Origin of the sequence: Serinicoccus marinus DSM 15273 (assembly GCF_008386315.1) — a bacterium.
GTDB classification, from domain to species: domain Bacteria; phylum Actinomycetota; class Actinomycetes; order Actinomycetales; family Dermatophilaceae; genus Ornithinicoccus; species Ornithinicoccus marinus.
The window spans coordinates 3119962-3141007 of sequence record NZ_CP043808.1 but is presented as its reverse complement, the minus strand read 5'-3'; the positions used below and the strand labels follow the sequence as shown (position 1 = coordinate 3141007).

General features: G+C 73.5%; 15 protein-coding genes and 1 pseudogene. 9 read left to right on the top strand and 7 right to left on the bottom strand.

The genetic code is table 11. From position 1 onward, the window contains the following. Nucleotides 1-72: 72 nt before the first annotated feature. The 3 genes from ilvA to FU792_RS15130 are packed head-to-tail and all read right to left on the bottom strand — an operon-like array spanning nt 73 to nt 2827. Nucleotides 73-1332 carry a threonine ammonia-lyase IlvA gene (ilvA, locus tag FU792_RS15140; protein WP_022925824.1) on the bottom strand — a complete coding sequence of 420 codons (1260 nt, stop codon included), beginning with the start codon at nt 1330-1332 and terminating at the stop codon, nt 73-75. A gap of 41 nt (nt 1333-1373) precedes the next feature. After that, nucleotides 1374-1796 (bottom strand): DUF3592 domain-containing protein, encoded by a 423-nt coding sequence (locus tag FU792_RS15135; protein WP_022925823.1) that lies wholly within the window; start codon nt 1794-1796, stop codon nt 1374-1376. An 11-nt stretch (nt 1797-1807) separates the two neighbouring features. After that, nucleotides 1808-2827, bottom strand: a complete 1020-nt coding sequence (locus tag FU792_RS15130) for a 6-phosphofructokinase (RefSeq protein WP_028131170.1) — start codon at nt 2825-2827, stop codon at nt 1808-1810. Between the two features lie 181 nt (nt 2828-3008). Here FU792_RS15130 and FU792_RS15125 point away from each other — a divergent pair, with 181 nt between their 5' ends. Then, entirely contained in the window at nt 3009-3617 is a 609-nt protein-coding gene (locus tag FU792_RS15125; protein ID WP_022925821.1) for a biotin transporter BioY, read from the top strand. 99 nt (nt 3618-3716) lie between these two features. Here the strand turns inward: FU792_RS15125 and FU792_RS15120 are convergent, their stop codons facing one another. Continuing rightward, nucleotides 3717-4781 (bottom strand): hypothetical protein, encoded by a 1065-nt coding sequence (locus FU792_RS15120; protein ID WP_022925820.1) that lies wholly within the window; start codon nt 4779-4781, stop codon nt 3717-3719. Between the two features lie 169 nt (nt 4782-4950). On the opposite strand from FU792_RS15120, the gene FU792_RS15115 reads away from it, so the two are divergent. The 5 genes from FU792_RS15115 to FU792_RS15095 all read left to right on the top strand — a co-directional run bounded on the left by FU792_RS15115 (nt 4951) and on the right by FU792_RS15095 (nt 10987). Beyond that, entirely contained in the window at nt 4951-6870 is a 1920-nt protein-coding gene (locus FU792_RS15115) for a cation:proton antiporter (protein WP_022925819.1), read from the top strand. Nucleotides 6871-7033: 163 nt separating this feature from the next. After that, entirely contained in the window at nt 7034-7630 is a 597-nt protein-coding gene (locus FU792_RS15110; RefSeq protein WP_022925818.1) for a hypothetical protein, read from the top strand. Nucleotides 7631-7648: 18 nt separating this feature from the next. Next, nucleotides 7649-8230, top strand: a complete 582-nt coding sequence (locus FU792_RS15105) for a class F sortase (protein ID WP_022925817.1) — start codon at nt 7649-7651, stop codon at nt 8228-8230. Between the two features lie 81 nt (nt 8231-8311). Beyond that, the gene (locus FU792_RS15100; protein WP_022925816.1) at nt 8312-9565 is read left to right on the top strand and encodes an MFS transporter; all 1254 of its coding nucleotides are present in this window, start codon (nt 8312-8314) and stop codon (nt 9563-9565) included. A 57-nt stretch (nt 9566-9622) separates the two neighbouring features. Then, complete coding sequence (locus FU792_RS15095; RefSeq protein ID WP_022925815.1) at nt 9623-10987, top strand: glucose-6-phosphate dehydrogenase; 1365 nt, start codon at nt 9623-9625, stop codon at nt 10985-10987. A gap of 155 nt (nt 10988-11142) precedes the next feature. Here FU792_RS15095 and FU792_RS15090 read toward each other — a convergent pair whose 3' ends face one another. After that, a complete protein-coding gene (locus FU792_RS15090) occupies nt 11143-12588 on the bottom strand; it encodes an OmpA family protein (protein ID WP_022925814.1) in 1446 nt (481 codons plus the stop codon). A gap of 123 nt (nt 12589-12711) precedes the next feature. Here FU792_RS15090 and FU792_RS15085 point away from each other — a divergent pair, with 123 nt between their 5' ends. Genes FU792_RS15085 through FU792_RS17415 form a run of 3 tightly spaced genes read left to right on the top strand, consistent with a single transcriptional unit; the run spans nt 12712 to nt 17358 of the window. Continuing rightward, nucleotides 12712-14301, top strand: a complete 1590-nt coding sequence (locus tag FU792_RS15085; RefSeq protein WP_022925813.1) for a phenylacetate--CoA ligase family protein — start codon at nt 12712-12714, stop codon at nt 14299-14301. Continuing rightward, a complete protein-coding gene (locus tag FU792_RS15080; protein WP_022925812.1) occupies nt 14301-14684 on the top strand; it encodes a hypothetical protein in 384 nt (127 codons plus the stop codon). The genes FU792_RS15085 and FU792_RS15080 overlap by 1 nt, the downstream gene beginning before the upstream one ends. Continuing rightward, nucleotides 14671-17358, top strand: a complete 2688-nt coding sequence (locus tag FU792_RS17415) for a nitroreductase family protein (protein WP_202804762.1) — start codon at nt 14671-14673, stop codon at nt 17356-17358. The genes FU792_RS15080 and FU792_RS17415 overlap by 14 nt, the downstream gene beginning before the upstream one ends. A 328-nt stretch (nt 17359-17686) precedes the next feature. Here the strand turns inward: FU792_RS17415 and FU792_RS18630 are convergent, their stop codons facing one another. Both FU792_RS18630 and FU792_RS15065 read right to left on the bottom strand, forming a co-directional pair. Beyond that, a complete protein-coding gene (locus FU792_RS18630) occupies nt 17687-17854 on the bottom strand; it encodes a hypothetical protein (RefSeq protein WP_275100727.1) in 168 nt (55 codons plus the stop codon). Between the two features lie 91 nt (nt 17855-17945). Further along, nucleotides 17946-20984: pseudogene (locus FU792_RS15065) on the bottom strand (efflux RND transporter permease subunit); the annotation flags it as partial. Between the last annotated feature and the right edge of the window lie 62 nt (nt 20985-21046).

The following is a 21046-nucleotide window of genomic DNA, read 5'->3' as shown; positions in this document are numbered from 1 at the left end:
CGGGAGGCACCGGCCCCAGCGTTCAGGTGAACGCTGCAGCAGATGAGAAGGCGGGTGTCGTCGGGACCGTCCTCAGAGGATGAAGCGGAAGAGCGGGCTGTCCGGCTGGATCGGCTCGATCTGCAGCGAGCTGGCGTCCATGCGGCGGAGCAACGGCTGCAGGTCCTCGCGGGCACCGAGCTCGATGCCGACGAGGGCCGGGCCGGTCTCGCGGTTGTTGCGCTTGACGTACTCGAACAGCGCGATGTCGTCGTCCGGCCCGAGCACCTCGTCGAGGAACTGGCGCAACATGCCCGGCTCCTGCGGGAAGTCGACGAGGAAGTAGTGCTTGAGGCCCTCGTGGATGAGCGAGCGCTCCATGACCTCGGGGTAGCGCAGCAGGTCGTTGTTGCCGCCCGAGACGACCACCACGACGTCGAGCCCGGTCAGGTCGCCGACCGCGTCCAGCGCTGCCGCCGCCAGGGCCCCGGCGGGCTCGGCGATGATGCCGTCGCTCTGGTAGAGCCGGATCATCTCCGTGCAGATGCGGCCCTCCGGCACCGCGACGAGCTCGGGGGTGTGCCGTCGCACCACGTCGAAGGTGTGCGCGCCGACCTTCTGCACCGCCGCCCCGTCGACGAAGCGGTCGATCTCGGGCAGCGCCACCGGCTCCCCGGCGTGGGTGGCGGCCATCATGCTGGCGGCGCCGGCGGGCTCGGCGGCCACGACCCGCACCTGCGGCGCGTGCTCGCCGAACCAGGTGAGGCACCCGGCGAGCAGCCCCCCGCCCCCGCAGGGCACGACGACGACGTCCGGCGGGCCGGGCAGGTCCTCGCTGATCTCCCGGGCGATGGTGCCCTGACCGGCGATGGTGTGCGGGTGGTCGAAGGCCGGCACCAGGGTCGCCCCGGTCCGCTCGGCGTCGGCCACCGCCGCGGCGGCCGCCTCGTCGTAGGTCCGGCCCACCACGACGACCTCGACCCAGTCGCCGCCGATGGTGGCGACCCGGTCGCGCTTCTGCCGCGGGGTGTTGGCGGGCAGATAGATCCGCGCGTTGACGCCGAGGGTCGCGCACGCATACGCGACACCCTGAGCGTGGTTGCCGGCGCTCGCGCAGACCACCCCGGCCCAGATCTGCTCGCTGTCGAGCTGGGCGATGAGGTTGGCCGCGCCACGGCCCTTGTAGGACCGCACCGGCTGCAGGTCCTCCCGCTTCACCCAGACCTGCGCACCGGTCTCCTCGGAGAGGCGGGTGCTGCGCTCCAGCGGCGTCCGGTGCACCCTGCCGGCGATCCGCTGCGCCGCGGCGTCGACGTCGGCGGCGGTGGGCAGCGAGGGGGAGTGGACCGGCATACCCCGATCGTAGGGGTGACGCCGGGTCAGGCCGAGCCCGCTCAGGCGATGAGCGCGACGATCGACCCGGCGATGAGCATCGTGAACAGCCCGGCGAAGACCGCCAGCAGCCCGCCCCAGCCGGACCGGCACCCCCCGGCGAGCACGAAGGAGGACTCGTCGTGCGGGTCGACGAGCACGTCGACGTCGAAGGGGAAGCGCCGCATCGTGCCGTGCGACATCCCGAGCTGCGAGGTGGTGCGGTGCACGGTGCCACGCGCGTCGGTGCGCTCGATCCGCCAGTGCTGGACCGCGTAGTCGTCGGCTCCGCGCCAGTCGTAGCCGACGACGGTGGCCCGCTCCCGTCGCCACCGGCTGGCGCGGGAGGCCTGCCGGGCGACGCTGCGTCCGCCGAGGAGGATGAGCGAGATGCCGGCCACGGCGCCGACGATGCCGATGATCGCGGCGATCGGAGGGCCCTCCATGACGTCCCCGGTCAGCCGAACATGATCGCGGCTTCGTCCCACTGGTCGCGCGGGACGGTCTTGATCGCGCTCGTGGCGTCACGGAGGTTGACACCGACGATGTCGATCCCCTGCAGGGCGACCATGGTCCCCCACTTCTTGGCGCTCACGGCGTCGATCGCGGCGGTGCCGAAGCGGGTGGCGAGCACCCGGTCGTAGGAGCTCGGGACGCCGCCGCGCTGCAGGTGCCCCAGCGTGGTGTTGCGCGTCTCGATGCCGGTGCGCTCCTCGACGAGCCGGGTGACGGCCTCGCCGATCCCGCCGAGCAGCGGGCGCCCGAAGCCGTCGACCCGGTCGCTGGCGACCTGGTCCGCCCCGGCGAAGGTGAAGCCCTCGGCGACGACGATCGTCGGGGCGCGGCCACGGTCCATGGCGTTCTGCACCCACTCGCACAGCTGCTCCGGCGACACCGGCACCTCGGGGATGAGGATGGCGTGGGCGCCGCTGGCGATGCCCGCGTGCAGCGCGATCCACCCGACGTGCCGCCCCATGACCTCGACGATCATGCACCGGGAGTGCGCCTCGCCGGTGGTCCGGAGCCGGTCGATCGACTCGGTGGCGATCGACACGGCGGTGTCGAAGCCGAAGGTGCGGTCGGTGGCCGACAGGTCGTTGTCGATGGTCTTGGGCACGCCGACGACGTTGATGCCCTCGTCGTGGAACATCCGGGCGACGGTCAGCGTCCCCTCGCCGCCGATCGCCACGAGCGCATCGATCTCGTGCTTGTCCATCACCTCCTTGACCCGGTCGGTGCCGCCGGTGCGGATCGGGCTGATCCGGGAGGTGCCGAGGATGGTGCCGCCGACCTTGGACAGCCCGCGGACCTTCTTGCGGGGCAGCGGGATGATGTCGTCCTCGACGAGGCCGCGGAAGCCGTCCTTGATCCCGACGAACTCGTGCTCGTAGATCCGGTCGCCCTTGAGCACGACGCCGCGGATGACGGCGTTGAGGCCGGGGCAGTCTCCGCCTGAGGTCAGCAGGCCGATCTTCATCATGTGTCCTTCACGACAGGGCGGGTGATGCGCGTGGGCGCCAGCCACCCCAGGGACGGTGACCGGCGCCGATGCGCTCCCAGGGTATGACGTCACGTCACCTCGGTTCCACTTTCGCCGGGCGTCGGCGCGGCCGTCGCCCGCCGACCGGCGGCACCGACGTTGTGGCATCGTGTGCGCCATGTCGACCGCCGCCGCGCCCTCCTCGCACACCTCCTCGCTCGTCCTCGCCGACCGGCTGGTGCCGCGTCGTGGCGTGCTCACCGACGTCGCGCTGGTCGCGGGCGGCGTCGTCGTGGTCTCGCTGCTCGCGCTGGTGCAGTTCCGGATCGGGCCGGTGCCGATCACCGGCCAGACGCTGGGTGTGATGCTCGTCGGCTCCGCACTCGGTATGCGCCGGGGCGCCGCCACGCTGGTGACCTACCTGCTGGTCGGGCTCGCCGGGGCGCCGGTCTTCGCCGGCGGTGGGGGGCCGGCCTATGTCACGGCGCCCTCGTTCGGCTACCTCATCGGCTTCGTCGCCGCTGCGGCCATCGCGGGCTGGGCCGCCGAGCGGGCCTGGGACCGGCACGTCGGGCTGGCCCTGGTCGGCTTCCTGCTCGCGACCGCCGCGCCCTTCCTCGTCGGTGTGCCCTACATGGCGGCGCTCCTGCAGCTGAGCGACCCGGCCGCGATCGCCGCGATCGGCGTGACGCCGTTCATCGTGCCGGGGATCATCAAGGCCGGCGTCGCCGCCGCGATCTTCCCGGCGGCCTGGGCGGTCGTGCGCCGCCTCGACGCCGACCGCTGAGCGCGGGTCCGCGCCTCGTGAGCCGACTCGGGGGCGACCGCTGAGCGCGGGTCCGCGCGTCGGTCGGGCCAGGCGTCCGGCTCCTCCTCACCGCGGGGGTCAGCGGTCCTCGGCCTCCTCGAGGGCGGTCCGGGCGGCGTCCCGCCGGGCACGCGCCTCGGTGAGCTGCTCGTCGGCCTGCTCCCGCGCCTCCCGCGCCCGCTCCACCGACTGCTGCGCCTTCGCGGCGTGCTGCTCCGCCTGCGCCAGCAGGCGGCGGGCCTGGTCCACCCCGGCCTCGGCCACCCGCACCTTGTCCTGCGCCGAGGTCGCCGCCTCTGCCTCCGCCCTGCGCCGCTCACGCGCCGCCTCCACCTCGCTCTCCGCCGTCTGCAACGCCGACCGCAAGGCCTCCAGGTCCGTGTCCTCGGCGGTCGAGCCCTCGGCGCGCGGAGCCGAGCCCCCGCCGCCCGGAGCAGACCCGTCGCCGCCCGCAGCCGGTCCGTCGCCGCCCGAAGCAGACCCGTCGCCCCCGGCAGCCGGTCCGTCGCCGCCCGGGGCCGACCGCTCGCCGCCCGACGCAGACCCCACCTCCGTGTCGGCACTCTCGCGGGCGTCCTCCTCAGCCCTCTGCCCGCCACCGTCGATGCGGGTGAGCACCACCCCGGTGCTGGTGCGCGCCACGGCGTCGGCCACGTCGACCTCGCCGAACCCGCTGTAGGACAGCGCACGGGTCAACGTGCCGCCGAGCACGAGCTCGGTCGCCTCTGCGTCCGCCAGGGCCGCGACGGCCGTGTCCCGCACCTCGCTCTCGACGGCTCCCGTCAGGGGTGCTGCGGCGTGCTCGCGGCCGGCCGTGACCCAGGCCCGCAGGAGCTCGTCCCGCTCGCCGCGCAACCCCGCGAGCCCGGCGGCGTCCATGGCCGACTGCGCGTGCCGCAGCCGCGCGCCGACGTCCCGGAGCGCCTCGACCACCGGGTCCTGGGCGCGCACGAGCGCGTTGACGGCGGCGGCCGAGACGCTCGGCTTGCGCAGCCCCGCGACCTCCTTCGCCGTGTCCTTGCGGCCCTCGGAGCGCAGCCGCGCGACCCACTCCTTGCGGGTGGCGACGAAGTCGGCGGGGGCGACGGCATACACGGCGGAGACCGCCGCGCGCAGCGCCTCCTCGTCAGCCTCCTCCACCATGCACGGCAGGCTAGCTGTACTGACCGGACAGGTTGGTCCGGTCAGTACAGCTAGCCCGCCTGTCGCGCGGGTCGGTGCCCTTGCCCGCCCGAGCCGGCCAGGCTGTCTGAGCGCCGGTCTGTCATCTGGCACCCGGGACTGCCGCCGTGCGGCTGGCACACTGGCGCGGGTGACGCCCGCTCCCTACCTCGCCCTCGTGCTCGGGGTCGCCATCCTCTGCCAGCTCGTGGCCTACCGCCTGCGGGTGCCCTCGATCCTGCTGCTCCTGATCGCCGGCTTCGGCCTGGGTCAGTGGGTCTCGCCGGAGAGCGTGCTCGGGCGCGACCTGCTCTTCGCCGGCGTCAACCTGGCCGTCGGCATCATCCTCTTCGAGGGCTCGCTCTCGCTGCGCTTCCGTGAGCTGCGGGGCCTCAGCAGCGCGGTCCTGCGGCTCTGCTCGGTCACCGTCCTGCTCGCCTGGGGGCTCGCCGCCGCGGCCGGCGTCGTGGCCGGCGTGGACTGGCAGCTCTCGCTGCTCGTCGGTGCGGTGCTCGTGGTCACCGGCCCCACCGTCATCGCCCCGATCATCCGCCAGCTGCGCCCCACCCGCCGGGTCTCCTCGATGCTGCGGTGGGAGGGCATCGTCGTCGACCCGATCGGCGCCATCCTGGCCGTCCTCGTCTTCCAGGCGCTCATCGTCGGCGGTCCGGACGGGGCGCTCACGACGGCCGCCCTGACGCTGGGGCGCACGCTGCTCATCTCCACCGTCCTCACGCTCGTCTTCGGCGTCCTGCTGGAGGTGGCGATGCGCCGCCACCTCATCCCCGACTTCCTGGAGGGCGTGGCCTTCCTCGCGGTGGCCGTGGGGTCCCTGGTCATCTCCAACGAGCTGCAGGCCGAGAGCGGGCTGCTCACCGTGACCATGCTCGGCATCTACCTCGCGAACCGGCCCGGGCTGCGGCTGGAGCACGTGCGGGAGTTCAAGGAGCACCTCCAGGTGCTCATCGTCGGTGCCCTCTTCGTGCTGCTCGCCGGGCGGGTCAGCCCCGGCGAGGTCGTCGCCATCGCCCCCACGGCGGCCCTCTTCGTGCTGCTGCTCGTGCTGGTCGTCCGCCCGGTGTCGGTGGCTCTCGGGCTGCTGGGCACCGAGGCGACCCGCGAGGAGCGGACCCTGCTCGCCTTCATGGCGCCGCGCGGCATCGTCGCCGCAGCGGTGACGAGCATCTTCGCGCTGGAGATCGAGCACGCGGCCGACGAGGCCAGGCACGCCGCCGCGCTCGGCGGCGACACCCCGCAGGAGACGTTGGCGCTGGAGGCCTCGGCGCAGCGCCTGGAGCAGCTGGTGCTCGAGTCCTCCGGGCTGGTGCCGCTGGTCTTCGTGACCATCGTGGTGACCGTGGCCCTCTACGGCCTCGGTGTCGGGCGGCTCGCCGAACGGCTCGGCCTGGCGACCACCTCGCCGCACGGCGTGCTCTTCGCCGGGGCTCCGGTGTGGGCCCGCCAGGCGGCCGGCGTGCTCGGCGAGCTCAAGGTGCCGACGTTGCTCGTCTCGCTGGCCCCCAGCGAGGTCGCGCAGGGGCGGATGTCCGGGCTCAAGGTCGAGCGCACGCACATCCTGTCGGAGTATGCCGTCGAGGACATGGAGCTCGCCGGCATCGGCTCGCTGGTCGCGGCCACCCACGACGACGACACCAACTCCACCGCCGCGCGGGAGTTCGGGCACGCGCTGGGGCAGGCCAACACCTACCAGCTGCGCCGGCAGGGGGAGCCGCTCCCGCGCAGGTCGCAACCCAAGGAGCGGGAGGTCGGCCAGGACGAGCAGCGGATGACCGAGTCCCGCGCCAAGCAGCAGACCGCCAGCAAGCTCACCGCCCGGGTCGCCTTCTCCCCGCCGATGTCCGCCCCGGAGCTGGACGCCGCGACCCGCGAGGGCATGCAGGTGCGGCGCACCAAGCTCACCGACCAGCACACCCTGGACGACTTCCGCGCCCGGGAGCCCGACGCGGTCCTGATGTTCCTCGTCGTCGACGGCGTCGCCACCGTGGTCACGCCGCGGACGCACCTGCCGCAGGAGGGCGCGACGCTGGTCGCCCTGGTGCGCGGCGGGTGAGGCATCCGCGACACGCCGCCTGATCGCCACGGGGTCGACACCGGCCCGACGCTATGGTGCTCGTGCGCTGGATGTGACGAATGTGGTTCACGTGATCATGGCTGACAGACCGGCGCGCACGAGGACCGCGACCGCTGCCCGGTCGCCCGGGAAAGGATCGACGATGAGCACCACGACCCTGCGGACGCTGACCATCGCCGGCGGTGCGGGCCTCGCGCTCGCGCTCGCCACCCCGGCCGTGGCGGTCGACGAAGACGACCTGGAGGGCTACGCCGACGTCAGCTGTGACGTCATGGCGATGCCCGGGACGGCGACGGCCACCTACATCGACGAGGCCGTCCACGGGCCCTACCTCGACGGCGACAACGAGTGGGTCGCCCTGACCCTGACCTCCGACGAGGGCGAGGTCGCGGTCGAGGACCCGGAGTACGGCGAGACCTACGGCAGCGAGGGTGGCGCGATCATCCGCGAGATCACCCTGTGCCAGGGCACGGCCGCCGAGGCCGCCGCTGACGCCGAGGAGGCCCCCGCGGAGGACGAAGCCGGCGACGACGCCGAGGCGGCCGACGGTTCCGACGACGACTCCGCCACCGGCGAGGACGAGGCCGACGACGAGACGGCCGGCCCGGCCGTCGAGACCGCAGGCCCGCTCCAAGAGACCGGGATGTCGCCGCTGCTCGTCGGCGGTGCGGTGCTGGCGCTGGTCGGCGCCGGGGCGGCCGCCGTGGGCGTGCGTCGCCGGGGCAGCCAGCAGGGCTGACCTCCGCAGGACTGGCCGGTGAACGCGCGTCTGCTGCTGCCCACCGGGCTGCTGGTCGGGACGCTCGGGGTGAGCGCTCTCGCGGTGCAGGCCGTGGGGGCGATCCAGGGCACCGACGGTCGCCCGGTCCACGCCGAGGGCGAGGGTGCACCGACCTGGGTCACCGTCCCCGGCGCTGGCCTCGAGCACGAACCCATCGCCCCGGAGGGCCTCACCCCGCAGGGCACCATCAACCCGGACCAGGGCGAGGCGATCTGGTATGCCGGGTCCGACCGGGTGGTGCCCGGTCAGGTGGGGACGGCGGTGATCGCGGCGCACGTCAGCTACTACGACGAGCCGGACGTCTTCTACGACCTCGCCGAGGTCGAGGACGGCGAGATCGTCACCGTCGGCTACGGGCACGGGGGGACGAGGGACTTCGTCGTCACCTCCACCCAGCAGATCTCCAAGGAGGGCCTCCAGCGCAGCGACGCGGTGTGGGGTGACCAGGAGGAGGTCGCCCGGATCGCCCTCATCACCTGCGACCCCTCGCTCGGGCAGCGCAGCGACGGCGCTCAGAAGGCCAACTTCGTCGCGATCGCCGAGGCGGTCGACGGCTGACCTGCTCGTCGACGATCCCCCGGCGGCGGGCGTAGGCTGGAGGCCTCCCCACCGTCGTGCTCCTCCGATCAGAGGTTCTCCTTGTCGACCCCGCACACCCCCGTCCGCCCCGGCACCGCCACCGACGGCGCGCCCGACCCCGCCGCCGGGCCGCGCCATACCCTCGCCTTCGCGGCGCTCATCCTGGGTGGCGTCGGCATCGGGGTCGCCGAGTTCGTCACCATGGGCGTGCTGCCGCAGATCGCCACCGGGCTGGACGTGAGCATCCCGACCGCGGGGTATGCCATCTCCGCCTACGCCCTCGGGGTCGTCGTCGGGGCGCCGGTCGCCGCGGTGGGCGCGGCCCGGGCGCCGCGCCGGGCCCTGCTCGTGGGGTTCATGCTGCTCTTCGCGCTCGCGAACGCCGCGGCGGCGCTGGCCCCGTCGCTCGGCACGCTCGTGGTCGCACGCTTCGTGGCCGGGCTGCCGCACGCCGGCTTCTTCGGACTCGCCTCGTTGGTGGCCGTCTCCCTGGCTGCCCCCGGCCGCGGTGGGCGCGCCGTGGGCACGGTCATGCTGGGCATCCCCATCGCGCTGCTCCTGGGGGTGCCACTCGGCACCTGGGCCGGGCAGGTCTTCGGGTGGCGGGTGAGCTACTGGGCCGTCGCGGTCATCGGTCTGCTCGCGGCGCTGCTGGTGCGGGTCTGGGTCCCGCGGACGCCACGGGACCGCACGCAGTCGCGGCGGGCCGAGCTGCGGGCCTTCACCAGCACGCAGTTCTGGCTGACCCTGGCGATCGGCGCCATCGGCTTCGGCGGCATGTTCGCCACGTACTCCTACATCGCCCCCACGGTCACCGAGGTCACCGGGCTGGACGAGGGGTGGGTCCCGGTCTTCCTCCTCGTCTACGGCGTGGTGTCGGTCCTCGGCACCTGGCTCGGCGGTCGGCTGGGGGACTGGTCGGTGCTGCGCACCCTGGTCCTCACCGGCGCCGGCTCCGCCCTCTCGCTGCTCGTCTTCTTCTGGAGCTCCGGCGCGACGGTCCCGGCGCTGCTCACCGTGGCTGCCATCGGGCTGACCAGCTCGGCGTGGGTGGTGGGGCTGCAGCTGCGCCTCATGCACGTCGCGGGCTCCGCGCGCACCCTGGGTGCCGCGATGAACCACGCCTCGCTCAACGTCGCGAACGCCCTCGGCGCCTGGGTCGGCGGGTTGGTCATCGCGGCGGGCTACGGCTACCGCGCCCCGGCGCTCGTCGGTGCGGCGCTCTCGCTCGGCGGGCTCGCCGTCCTCGGCGTCTCGCTGCTCGTCCACCGCCGGGACGTCGGACCCCGCGCCCGGGCTGCGGCACGCGGCTGAGCCCCGGACCTGCCAGACTGACGCCGACCCGACAAACCCGCGGGAGGGACCGCTCGTATGCCTGATCAGACCACCACCCTGCTCATCCTCGGCGCCTCCGGCGACCTGACCCGCCGGCTGCTGCTCCCCGGGCTCGGCACCCTGCTGCGCGAGGAGCCGGGGCGGACCGTGCGGGTCATGGGGGCGGACCGGGTCGAGCTGAGCCAGGAGGACTGGCAGGCCAAGGTCCGCGACAGCCTGGCCGAGGCCGAGGTGCCGCAGGAGGTGGCCGAGCGGGTCGTCGCCGACTCGACCTATCACCGCACCGACCTGCTCGAGAAGGACCAGCTCCGCGCACTGCTGGAGCAGACCGGCTCCCCGCTGGCGCTCTACTTCGCGCTGCCGCCCGCGGTCACGGTCAAGGTCTGCGTGCTCCTGGAGGAGCTGCGGGTGCCGGAGGGGACCCGGCTCGCGCTGGAGAAGCCCTTCGGCGACAGCCTGGAGTCCGCGCAGGAGCTCAACCGGCAGCTGCTGCGGGTGGTACCCGAGGGCAGCATCTTCCGGATCGACCACTTCCTCGGCGTCAGCACCATCCTCAACCTCATCGGCCTGCGCTTCGCCAACCGGCTGCTGCAGCCGATCTGGACCGCCGAGCACATCGAGCGGGTCGAGATCTGCTACGACGAGACCCTGGCGCTGGAGGGCCGCGCCGGCTACTACGACCACGCCGGTGCGCTCATGGACATGATCCAGAGCCACCTGCTGCAGATCCTGGCCTTCTTCGCCATGGAGGCCCCGGCGACCATGCAGCCGGAGGAGATCCGCGGGCTCAAGGCGCAGGCGCTGCGGGCCGTCCAGCCGTGGGGGCACGACCCGGCGGCCGCCTCCCGCCGGGCGCGCTACACCGCCGGTGAGGTCGAGGGCACCCAGGTCCCGGACTACGCCTCCGAGGAGGGCGTCGACCCCGAGCGCGAGACCGAGACCCTGGCCCAGCTCACCGTGCAGCTCGACAACGCCCGCTGGAGCGGGGTGCCCTTCGTGCTGCGCTCGGGCAAGGCGCTCGGGGACACGGCGAAGCGGGTCGTGGTCGTCTTCCGCGAGCCCGCGCACACCCCCACGGGCCTGAGCCCGGCACCCGGCCCGGACCGGCTGGTGCTAGAGCTCAAGCCCGGCAGCGTCGCGCTGGAGCTGTCGATGAACGCCGAGGGCGACCCCTTCGACCTGGAGCAGAAGGAGCTCGCCGCCGAGCTCGGCAAGTCCCGCATGCTGCCCTACGGCGAGATCCTCGGCGCCATCCTCGACGGCAACCCGTTGCTGACGATCCGCGGCGACGAGGCCGAGGAGCTGTGGCGGATCGTCGAACCCGTCTACGCCGCCTGGCGGGCGGGCGAGGTGCCGCTGGAGGAGTATGCCGCGGGCTCGGACGGCCCCGGCGGCTGGTGATGACCCGGGGCCGGTGATCCTGCCGGCGCCGGCACCCCCACCGAGCGCCGCGAATGGTTACCTCTGACCCCACCGAGCGCCGCGAGTGGTTGCCCCTGACCCCACCGAGCGCCGCGGGTGGTTGCCCCTGAGACCGGCAGACGTCGCGAACCGACTCAGTCCCCGACGGTGATCTCGACCCGGCGGTTGCGCGCCTGGGCCTCCTCGACCTCCTCGGGGCCGCCCTGCTCCTCCACGAGCAGCTGCTCCTCGCCGTAGCCCTCGACCGAGAAGGTCCACCCCTCGCCCAGCTCCCCGGCGAGCGCGTCACCCACCGCCTCGGCACGCTCGACCGACAGCTGCTGGTTGAACTCTTCCTCGCCCTGGGTGTCGGTATGCCCCTCGATGGTCAGCGAGCGACCCTCCTGCTGCTCCAGCGCCTCGACCGCCACGGCGAGCGTCTCCGTGGCCTCGCTGGTGAGCGTCGACTCGCCGAAGTCGAACAGGACAGAGGTGTCCAGGCTGACGCTCACCTCCTGGCCCTGCGCGACGGTGGCGCCCTCGGTCCTGGTGCGAGCGTCATACGCGACGAGGGTCTCGCCCGACCCCTCCTGGGGCTCGCCGGTGGGCTCGACGGTCACGGGGTAGCCGTTCCACGGGAGCAGCACGAGCTCGTCGGTGCCGGGGTCCGGCATGCTCACCTCGAGGTCCACGGCCTCGCCGGCCGCGGGCAGCATCCCGCGCACGCAGTCCTCGCCCTCCACCGTGGGCTTCCCGGCCAGGCTGGTCGCGCCGGCGGCGTTGAGCCCGGCGAAGCACAGCTGCTCCTGCCCGAAGTTGTAGACGCCGTAGCCGTAGCCCGAGGCATCCTCGGGCATTCCCACCGTCACCCGGGCGGTGACGACGCCGTCCGCCCGGGTCGCGGAGCGCACCGTCAACGCCTCGGTCTTGCCCCACGCGGAGCTGGTGCCGCCTGCGTCGGGGATCGGGGCCACGGGGACGTCGGTGAGCTCGCCGAATCCCGGCATCTCCAGGTCCACGCTCTCGGCGTCGGCCGGCGCGGACATCACCGTCATCACCGGCAGCTCGGCCCCACCCTCCTGGAAGCCGGGCCGGAGCACGCTGCACAGGCAGGCGTCGTCCGCCGCGCGCACCGGCAGGTAGCGCGCCTCGTCGCCCTCGACGGTGAGCACGAAGGGCGCGAACTCGAAGCCGCGGGCCAGCGAGATCTCGGGGTAGCCCTCCTCCCGCCACTCGTGCGGGTCGATGGTGTCCGAGCCACCGTCCTCCAGCGTGACGACGCCGCTCACGACCACCCGGTCGGCACCCAGCCGGTGGACGCCGGTGAGGTCGAAGCTCTGCCCCGACGGACCCTCCAGCGTGTCCACGGACTCCGGCAGGGCGCGGTCGAGGTCGTCGGGGACGGGATAGCTCTCGCCCAGCGGGACGTCCGGGGTGGGCTCCGCGGTGACCTCGGGCGAGGTGGCGGCGGGGGCCTCGGTGCTGGCCTCACCGGTGGGGGCGACCGGCTGCTCCTGCCCGGTGCAGGCGCCGAGCCCGACAGCGGTGGCCAGCGCGGCGAGCGGCAGGAGCGTGCGGGTGGTGCGGGTGGTGCGGGCCATCGCGGGTGCCTCCGACGGGGTGCGTGCCTCCCGTGGTGGTCCCCCGGGGGTGGAGCCCGACCATCGTCGCACGGTGGTGCGCGCTCGCCCCGGCTCCCGGCGGCAGCAGGCTAGAGTCTCGTCATGCGCTGGCGGGACGTGGGGGAGAAGGTCTGGATGAGTCGGCCGCTCACCGCGGCCCGGCGCGGCACCCTGCGCGCGGGGACGCGGGCGCTCACCACCACCTACAGCCTCTACAAGGTGCACCCGGCCACCTGGCGTTTCACCGCGACCCACTACCAGCCGTGGATGGGCGACTTCGCCCGGCTGCACGCGTGGATGACCTGCCAGCTCGGGTCGCTGCACGTGCCGGCATACCGCCAGCACCTGGCCGAGCACGACTGGCGCTTCCGCTGGTGGGATCTCACCAACTACCCGCCGACGGACAAGTCGGGCTACGTCCAGCGGTATGACGAGGCCGCCCGCACGCGCGCCGGTCGCCTGGAGCTGCGGGGGACGCTGGTGGACGAGAGCTCGGGCAGCTCCGGCACCCCCTTCAACTGGGTCCGTGGCCGGGACGAGCTCGCCGACATCCACCGCAACGTCGCCGGCTTCACCGCGTTGATGATGCGGGACGAGGAGCGGCTCTTCGTCGTCAACGCCTACTCCATGGGCGCGTGGGCGACCGGGACCAACACCGGCATCGCGATGGCCAAGATCGCGATGGTGAAGAACACCGGGCCCGACCTGGACAAGATCGTCGACACGCTGCGCCACTTCGGGCCCGGCTTCACCTACCTGGTCGCGGCCTACCCGCCCTTCCTCAAGGATTTGCGCGACCGGCTCGACGCCGAGGGCTGGGACTGGCCGGCCTGGCGGATGCACGGCCTGGTCGGCGGGGAGGGCATGACCGAGGCGCTGCGCGACTACTGCGAGGAGCGCTTCCTCACCGTCCGCTCCGGCTACGGCGCGTCCGACCTCACCATCGGCATCGGCGGCGAGACCGACCTCACTGTGTGGCTGCGGCGCGCGCTGCTGCAGGACCACGACCTGCGCGAGGCAGTGCTCGGCCCGGGGGAGTCGCGGACCCCGATGATCTTCCAGTACAACCCGCTGGAGACCTACCTCGAGACCACCGAGGAGGGGCAGCTGCTCTGCACGCTCACCTCGACCGCGGTGCTCTCGCCCAAGCTGCGCTACAACATCGGCGACGAGGCGCGGCTCATGGACTGGCACGACCTGGCCGCGGTGCTGCGCAGCCAGCCGCAGTGGCAGGCCCCGGCCCGGGAGGCCTTCGCCAAGCAGGGGATGAAGCTGCCGCTGCTGCTGCTCTTCGGCCGGGCCGACGCCACGATCTCCTTCATGGGCGCCAACATCTACCCGCAGGACGTGGAGAACGGCCTCTACACCGACCCGCGCCGGGCCGCCCAGATCGGCTCCTTCACGCTGACGCTGGAGGACGTCGAGGGTGACGCGACCCGGCAGCAGCCGACGATCCACCTCGAGCTGCGCGAGGGGGTGGACGTGGACGCGCCGGGCCGGGTGGCGCTGGCCGCGGAGGTCCGCGAGGGCGTCGTCGACTACCTCGCCCGGACGAGCCGCGACTTCGCGCAGTCGCTGGAGGAGAGCGACCGCAGCGAAGACATCGAGGTGCGGGTGCACGACGCGGGCACCGGGCCCTTCGCCGACCTCCCGGACAAGCTCAAGCGGGTCTACCTCTCGGGTCCGGCCTGATGGAGCGGGCCGGGGCCGTCTTCGTCGGCGCCACGAGGTATGCCTCCCCGCTCGCCTGGGCGCGGCTCGCCCCGCGGTGGCGCGCGATGGTGCGACAGATGCGGCGGATGCCCGGCTACGTCCACCACCAGGTCTACTACGACCCGCCCTTCACGCTCGGGACCATCGGCTGGTTCGCGACCCGCGAGGATCTCATGCGCTTCGCCCGCAGCGGTGTCCACCGTGAGCTCATGCAGTGGGTGACCGACGGCACGGAGAACGCCACCGGCGGTTACATCCGGCTCTACGAGCTGCCAGGTGCTCCGGACGGGCGTGCGGACAGCGCGCTCACCGCGACGGCTCCGGCCCCCGACGTCGAGACGGGTGCCGATGCGCACCCGTGACTTCTCCCACGCCCCGCCCGTGGCGCAGGCCTCGGCGATGCTGACGCTCGCCCCCGCCTCGGGTCGAGCCTCGCCGCGCTGGCTCGCCGGGGCGGCCCGGGCGGTGCGCCGGGCCGAGGGGCTGGTGCGCCGCGAGTGGCTGCTCGACGGCGCCCGTCCGGCCGGGGTGGTGGCGTGGTTCGCGTCGCCGGAGCAGGCGGCGGCGGCGCGGCATACCGTGGAGCGGGCGGTCGGGAGGTGCGACGTGCAGGAGCACCACGCCCACCCCGACGGCTACAGCAACGGGGTGTGGCGCGCCGAGGACCACCTGATGCGCCACATCGAGCGGTTCACCCCGATCGGAGCCGAGAAGGTGGGGCCGACCGTGGTGCGCGCCCATGACGGCCGGCGACCGGGCCAACCCACCACCAGCTCCCCAGCCCCGCGCTCGCCCGACGGCCCCCACGCCGCAGCGGAGGGGGAGCCGACGGAGGCCAGGGCTGAGGACCTGCGGGTCGAGCCGGTGCGCACCCGCGCCGACCTGCGCGACTTCCTCACGGTGCACCCCTGGGGCACCCGACGGGAGACGCACGGGGTGCCGTTGTGGCACAGCACGATCCGCTCGTGGTTCACCGGCCAGGGGCCGCACCGCGAGCACGGGCCCGTCGAGCTCGTCGTCGTCCGTGACCCGTGGGGCGCGGTGGCCGGCCGCACGACCCTGCACACCGACGCCCGGATGGACGAGAAGCTCGGCGAGCCGACCCTGCTGCTCGGGGCCACCGAGTTCGCCGGCGAGGCGGCGCTCACCGCCATGGTCCGGTATGCCGAGGCGGTCGCGCGGCAGCGCGGACGCACCCGGCTCCTGGGGCCGGTCTCGCTGCTGCCGAACCAGGTCGGTGGGGTGGTGACCTCCGGCTGGGACGAGCCGGGCTTCCTCGACGGGCCGTGGAGCCCGCCCCACTACCCGAGGGACTGGGAGGCGCTGGGTTTCGAGCGGATCTGGAAGGGGACGACCTGGGTCTGCCGCGACCTCGGAGCGATGGACCCGGCCGAGGTCTTCCCGGTGGATCGGCTCCCCGAGGGCATCGTGCTGCGCCGCGCGGACCGGCGGCGCCTGGCCGAGCAGCTCCCGCTCCTGCGCCAGATGCTCAACGCCTCGTTCGCCGAGCTCGGCTACTACACCCACATCGAGGCCGACGAGCTCGCCGCGGCGACCGACGGGCTGGCGCACCTCCTCGACGAACGGCTGCTGCTGTGGCTGGAGCAGGACGGGCAACCGGTCGCCTTCGTGCTCGTCGTGCCCGACCTCACCGCCTTCGTGCGCTCCACCGGCGGCCGTCTCTCGCCCGTGGACATGGCGCGGCTGCTCGTGACCAAGGGCCGCTACCGCCGCGACGCGGTGCTCATCATCAAGGGGACCGTGCCGGGCGCCCGCGGGCAGGGCCTCATGCGGTGGCTGTCCCGCGAGCTGCTGGAAGGGTTGCAGGCCGGAGGGTATGCCTCGCTGCGGGTGACCTTCGTCGAGGACGACAACGTCGGGTCGCAGGCGCAGTTCCGCGCCATGGGAGGGGCACCGCTGCACGGGACCTGCTTCTACACCCGGGCCGTCGATGCCGCGGCCGAGGACACCGGAGGGGGAGAGGCCGCGCGGGAGGGGACCCTGCCCGGGGCGCCGGTCGCGCGTGGACGGGCACGGCCCGGGTCACCGGCGGCGCGGCTGCTCGCGCGGTCCGCCGACTGGGGGCGGGCACCCAGCGCCCACAACACCCAGCCGTGGGACCTGCGGGCGCTCGACGACACCACCCTGCTCCTCGGTTGGCACGCCGATCGCGAGCTGCCCGTCGCGGACGCGACGCGGCGCGACCTGCTGCTCTCGCTCGGGTCGCTCGCGCTGTCGGTGGAGGTGGTCGCGGCCGACCTCGGGCTCGAGGCGCAGATCGACTGGGACGTGGACGTGGACGCCAGAACGGCGGCCACCTTCCGGCTGACCGAGGGGAGCGCCCCGGACACAGGATCGGGCCCACCGTGGTCGCTCGCCGAGCTGCACAAGCGGTCGACCGTGCGCGCGGCCTACGCGGAGCGACCCACCACCGCGCAGGTCACGCAGATCGCCCGGATCGCGGGCCTGCCGGAGGGCACCGGGTTGCTGGCGCTGCCGGACGACCTGGTCGACGACCTCCTTCCCGGTGCGACAGCGCACACCCTCACCGGGCCCCCGGCGCAGGAGCTGGCCGGGTGGCTGCGGCTGAGCGAGCGGCACCCGCGCCACGATCTCGACGGGCTCAGCGCGCTGGCGCTGGGCCTGGGGCGGGCAGAGGCGGCCGGGCTCGGGCTGCTCACCGGCTCACGGGGTCTGCGCTCGGCTCTTGCCAGGACCCGGCTCGACCGGGTCATGGCACGGGTGAGCGAGGCGCGACCCCGTGGCACCGTCCTCGCCCTCTGGGCCGCGCCCCATCTGTCGCTGGACGAGCTCGGGCCGCTGGGTGGTGCGCTGCTGTCGGCCTGGCTGGCGGGAGAACGGGAGGGGTGGTCGGCGCACCCCCTCAGCGAGCTCCTGGACGAGCCGTCGTCGGCACAGGCCGTCGACGCCCACGTCAGCGGCGTGCGTGGCCGTCCCGCCCAGGCCTACGCCGTCTGGCGCTGCGGGCGCCCCGCCAAGCCCTGGGCATACCGCAGCCCGCGCCTCACCGACTGACAGCGCTCGGGCACTCGATACCCGGCGAGGATGCGTGCCGCGGCCAGGTCGAAGGCCAGCACGCGACCCGCGAACGCAGGAACGACATGGTCCTCGAACCACCGACGCAGGACCTCCCCCTGCCGCGGGTCGGCGCGCTCCCCTTCGCGATCACGCCGCGCTCGATCTCGGCGATCGTGAACGCCGACACGAAGTGATCGCCGAACGGCACCGATGTGGCCCACGCCTCGAGAGCGCGGTCTCTTCCCCGGACCCGCAGCGCGGACACCACGCTGGTGTCCAGCAGGTACCTCACAGGTGCGCCGAGCCAACCGTCAGCCCCAGCCGCTCAGGCGGGCTGCTCGGCCGCCTCGTCGCGCCGCTCGGGCCCGCTCTTCTCATCCTCGCGCCGACCCACCCGGGCGACCCGGGCAGCCCCGCGGCCCACCAGCTCGTAGAGCACCGGCACGAGGATGAGCGTGAGGGCCGTCGAGGAGATGAGGCCCCCGATGACCACGATGGCCAGCGGCTGGGAGATGAAGGCCCCCCCCGGTGATCGCGAAGGCCATCGGGGTGAGCGCCAGGATCGTCGCCGCCGCCGTCATGACGATCGGCCGGAACCGGTGCCGGGCCCCCTCCACGACCGCGTCGGTGCGCTCCAGACCGCGGGCACGGTACTGGTTGACGAGGTCGATGAGCACGATCGCGTTGGTCACGACGATGCCGATGAGCATGAGCAGCCCGACCATGGACGCGATGTCCAGCGGGGTGTCGGTGAGCAGCAGCAGCCCGATCGAGCCGGTCGCCGCGAAGGGCACCGACACGAGCAGGATGAGCGGCTGGACCAAGGAGTTGAAGGTCGCCACCATGACGAGGTAGACGATCGCGATCGCGGCCACGAGCGCCAGGCCGAGGGCGGCGAAGGCCTCCTCCTGGTCGGCGCTGACCCCGCCGAGCGAGACCTGCACGCCCTCGGGCGTCTCCAGGTCGTCGATCCGCTGCTGCAGGTCGGCCGTGAGCGCACCGAGGTCGTCGGCCGTGGAGCGGCCGCTCACCGTCGCGGCGCGCAGCCCGTCGATGCGGGTGATGCTCACCGCCTCCTCGACCGTCTCCAGCTCGGCCACGTCGCCGAGCCTCACGGCTCCACCGTCGGCCCCGCTGCCGACCTCCAGCTCGCGCAGCGTGTCGAGGTCGTCGACCTGGCCGTCGCTGACCACGACGTCGACCTGGCTGGCGTCGATCTCGACCTGCCCGACGGTCGCCCCGTCGGTCGCGGCCTGGATGACCTGCCCGAGTTGGGCCTCGGCGATCCCGGCCTCCGCCGCGGCCGCACGGTCGACCCGCACCTGCAGCGCGGGCACGGTCTCGGTGAGGTTGTTGCTCACGTCCAGCGCGCCGGCGTCGGACATGAGCGCCGTCACCTCGTCGGCGGTCTCCCGGAGGTCCTCGACGTCCTGACCCTGTACCTGCACCTCCAGCCCGGCGGCGGACGGCCCGCCCTGCTGGCCGACCTGAGCCGTGAAGGTGGCTCCCTCGGGCAGCTCGACCGCGGTGGTCAGCTCGTCGCCGAAGGCCTCGCCCTCCGCTCCCTCCTCGAGCGTCACCGCGAAGGTCGCGCTGTTGGCCCCGCTGCCGAGGAAGACCGCCTCGATGCCGCCGGGGCTCCCCGCGGTCACCTGCGAGGTCACGACCTCGTCCTGCTCGGCCAGCCACTCCTCCACCTGCGCCGCCTGCGCGTCGGTGTCCTCCAGCGTGGTCCCGGTCGGCATCGTGAGGGTCGCCTGCAGCGTGTTCTCGCCCGTGCTCCCGATGAAGTCGGTCTTGAGCAGGGTCGCGGCATACCCCGTGCCGCCGAGCAGCGCGACGGCGACCAGCACGGTGAGCCAGGGCCGCCCCAGCGCGGCGCGCAGGACCGGGAGGTAGGCCCGCTGGAGCCGGTCGGGGGAGTCCTCCTCCTCGGTCTGCGGTGCCTCCGGCTCGTGCTTGCCGCCCCCGGTGCGGCGTCCGAGGAACCAGAAGCCGAGGACGGGGATGATCGTCAACGCCACGAGCAGCGAGGCCAGCATGGCCAACGCCACGGTGACCGCGAACGGGCGGAACAGCTCACCCACCTGCCCGCCGACGAAGCCCAGCGGCAGGAAGACCGCCACGGTGGCGACCGTCGCCGAGGTGATCGCGCCGGCGACCTCGCGCGTGGCCTCGACCACGGCCGTGCGCCGGTCGTCGCCACGGCCGATGTGCCGCTTGATGTTCTCGATGACGACGATGGAGTCGTCCACGACGCGTCCGACCGAGATGGTCAGCGCGCCGAGGGTGAGGATGTTGAGGGTGTAGCCCGCGGCCTGCAGCCCGACCAGGGCGATGAGCAGGGACAGCGGGATCGACACCGCGGTGACGAGCGTGAGCCGTACCGAGAGCAGGAAGACGAGCACGACGAGGATCGCGAAGCCGAGGCCCAGCAGCCCCTCGGTCGCGAGGTCCTCGATGGAGTCCTCGATGAAGGGCGCGCCGTCGTAGATCGTCACCAGCTCGCCCCCACCGAGCGCGGTGCTGATCTCGTCCTGCAACGCCTCGAGCTCGTGGCTGATCTCGACGGCGTTGCCGTCGGGCGTCTTCGTGATCGCGAGGCCGACGCTCGGCTCGCCGTTGGTCCGGGTGTATGCCGTCGCCTCCCGCTCCTCCAGCGTCACGGTGGCCACGTCGCGCAGCCGGGGGATCTCGACCTCGCCGGCCTGCTCGGCGGCGGCTGCCGCCTGCTCGGCCGCTGCGGCCGACGCGGCCGCCTGGGCCGCGAGCTCAGGGTCCTGCGGTGAGGCGGCCGCCGCCTCAGCAGCGTCGTCCGCGGCCTGCTGCGCCTCGTCCGCCTGCTGCTGCGTCTGCGCGGCGGCCTGCTGGGCCGCGGCCGCCTCCTGGCCGAGCATCGGCAGCAGCCCGATCTGCTCGGCCGAGGTCAGCCGGGAGCCGACCTGGACCGGCAGCTCGGTCTCGCCGTCGAGCACCGACCCGCCGGGCAGGACCACCCCGTTGGCCTGCAGCACCTGGGTGACGGTCGAGAGGGTCACGCCCTGCTCCTGCGCCGCCTCCTCGTCGAGGTCGACCGAGACCACCCGGTCGGCGACACCGGAGAGGGTCACCGAGCGCACGCCGTCGATGTCCTCGATGTCGGGGATGACGACCCGCTCCAGCCGGTCGACGAGGTCGCGGGCGTCGTCGCCGCCGCTGGCGGCGAGCTGGATGATCGGGAAGTCGTCGATGTTGCCCGCGAAGATCTGCGGCGTGGCCGAGTCCGGCAGGTCGGGCAGGCTGAGCACGGCCCGCTGCAGGTCCGTCTGCGCCGCGCCGATCTCGGTGCCGTAGTCCAGCTCGACGATCACGGTTGAGAAGCCGTCGGTGCTGGTGGAGGTGACCTCGACGACGTCGTTGAGCCCTTGGGCGGCGGTCTCCACCGGTTCGGTCACCTGCTCCTCGATCACCGACGTGCTCGAGCCCGGTGTGGAGGTGGCCACGACGAGGACGGGGAACTGCAGCGAGGGGAAGAGCTCGCGGGGCAGGCTGCCCGCGGACCACAGCCCGGCCAGGATGCTGAAGACGGTGGCCAGGGCCACCAGCGCCCGGTTGCGGACGCTGAACAGGGTGAGGCGCGACATAGGATGTCTAGCCTAAGGCGAACCATTACCCTTGGCCGAATCGACAGGGAGCATCGCTCGGT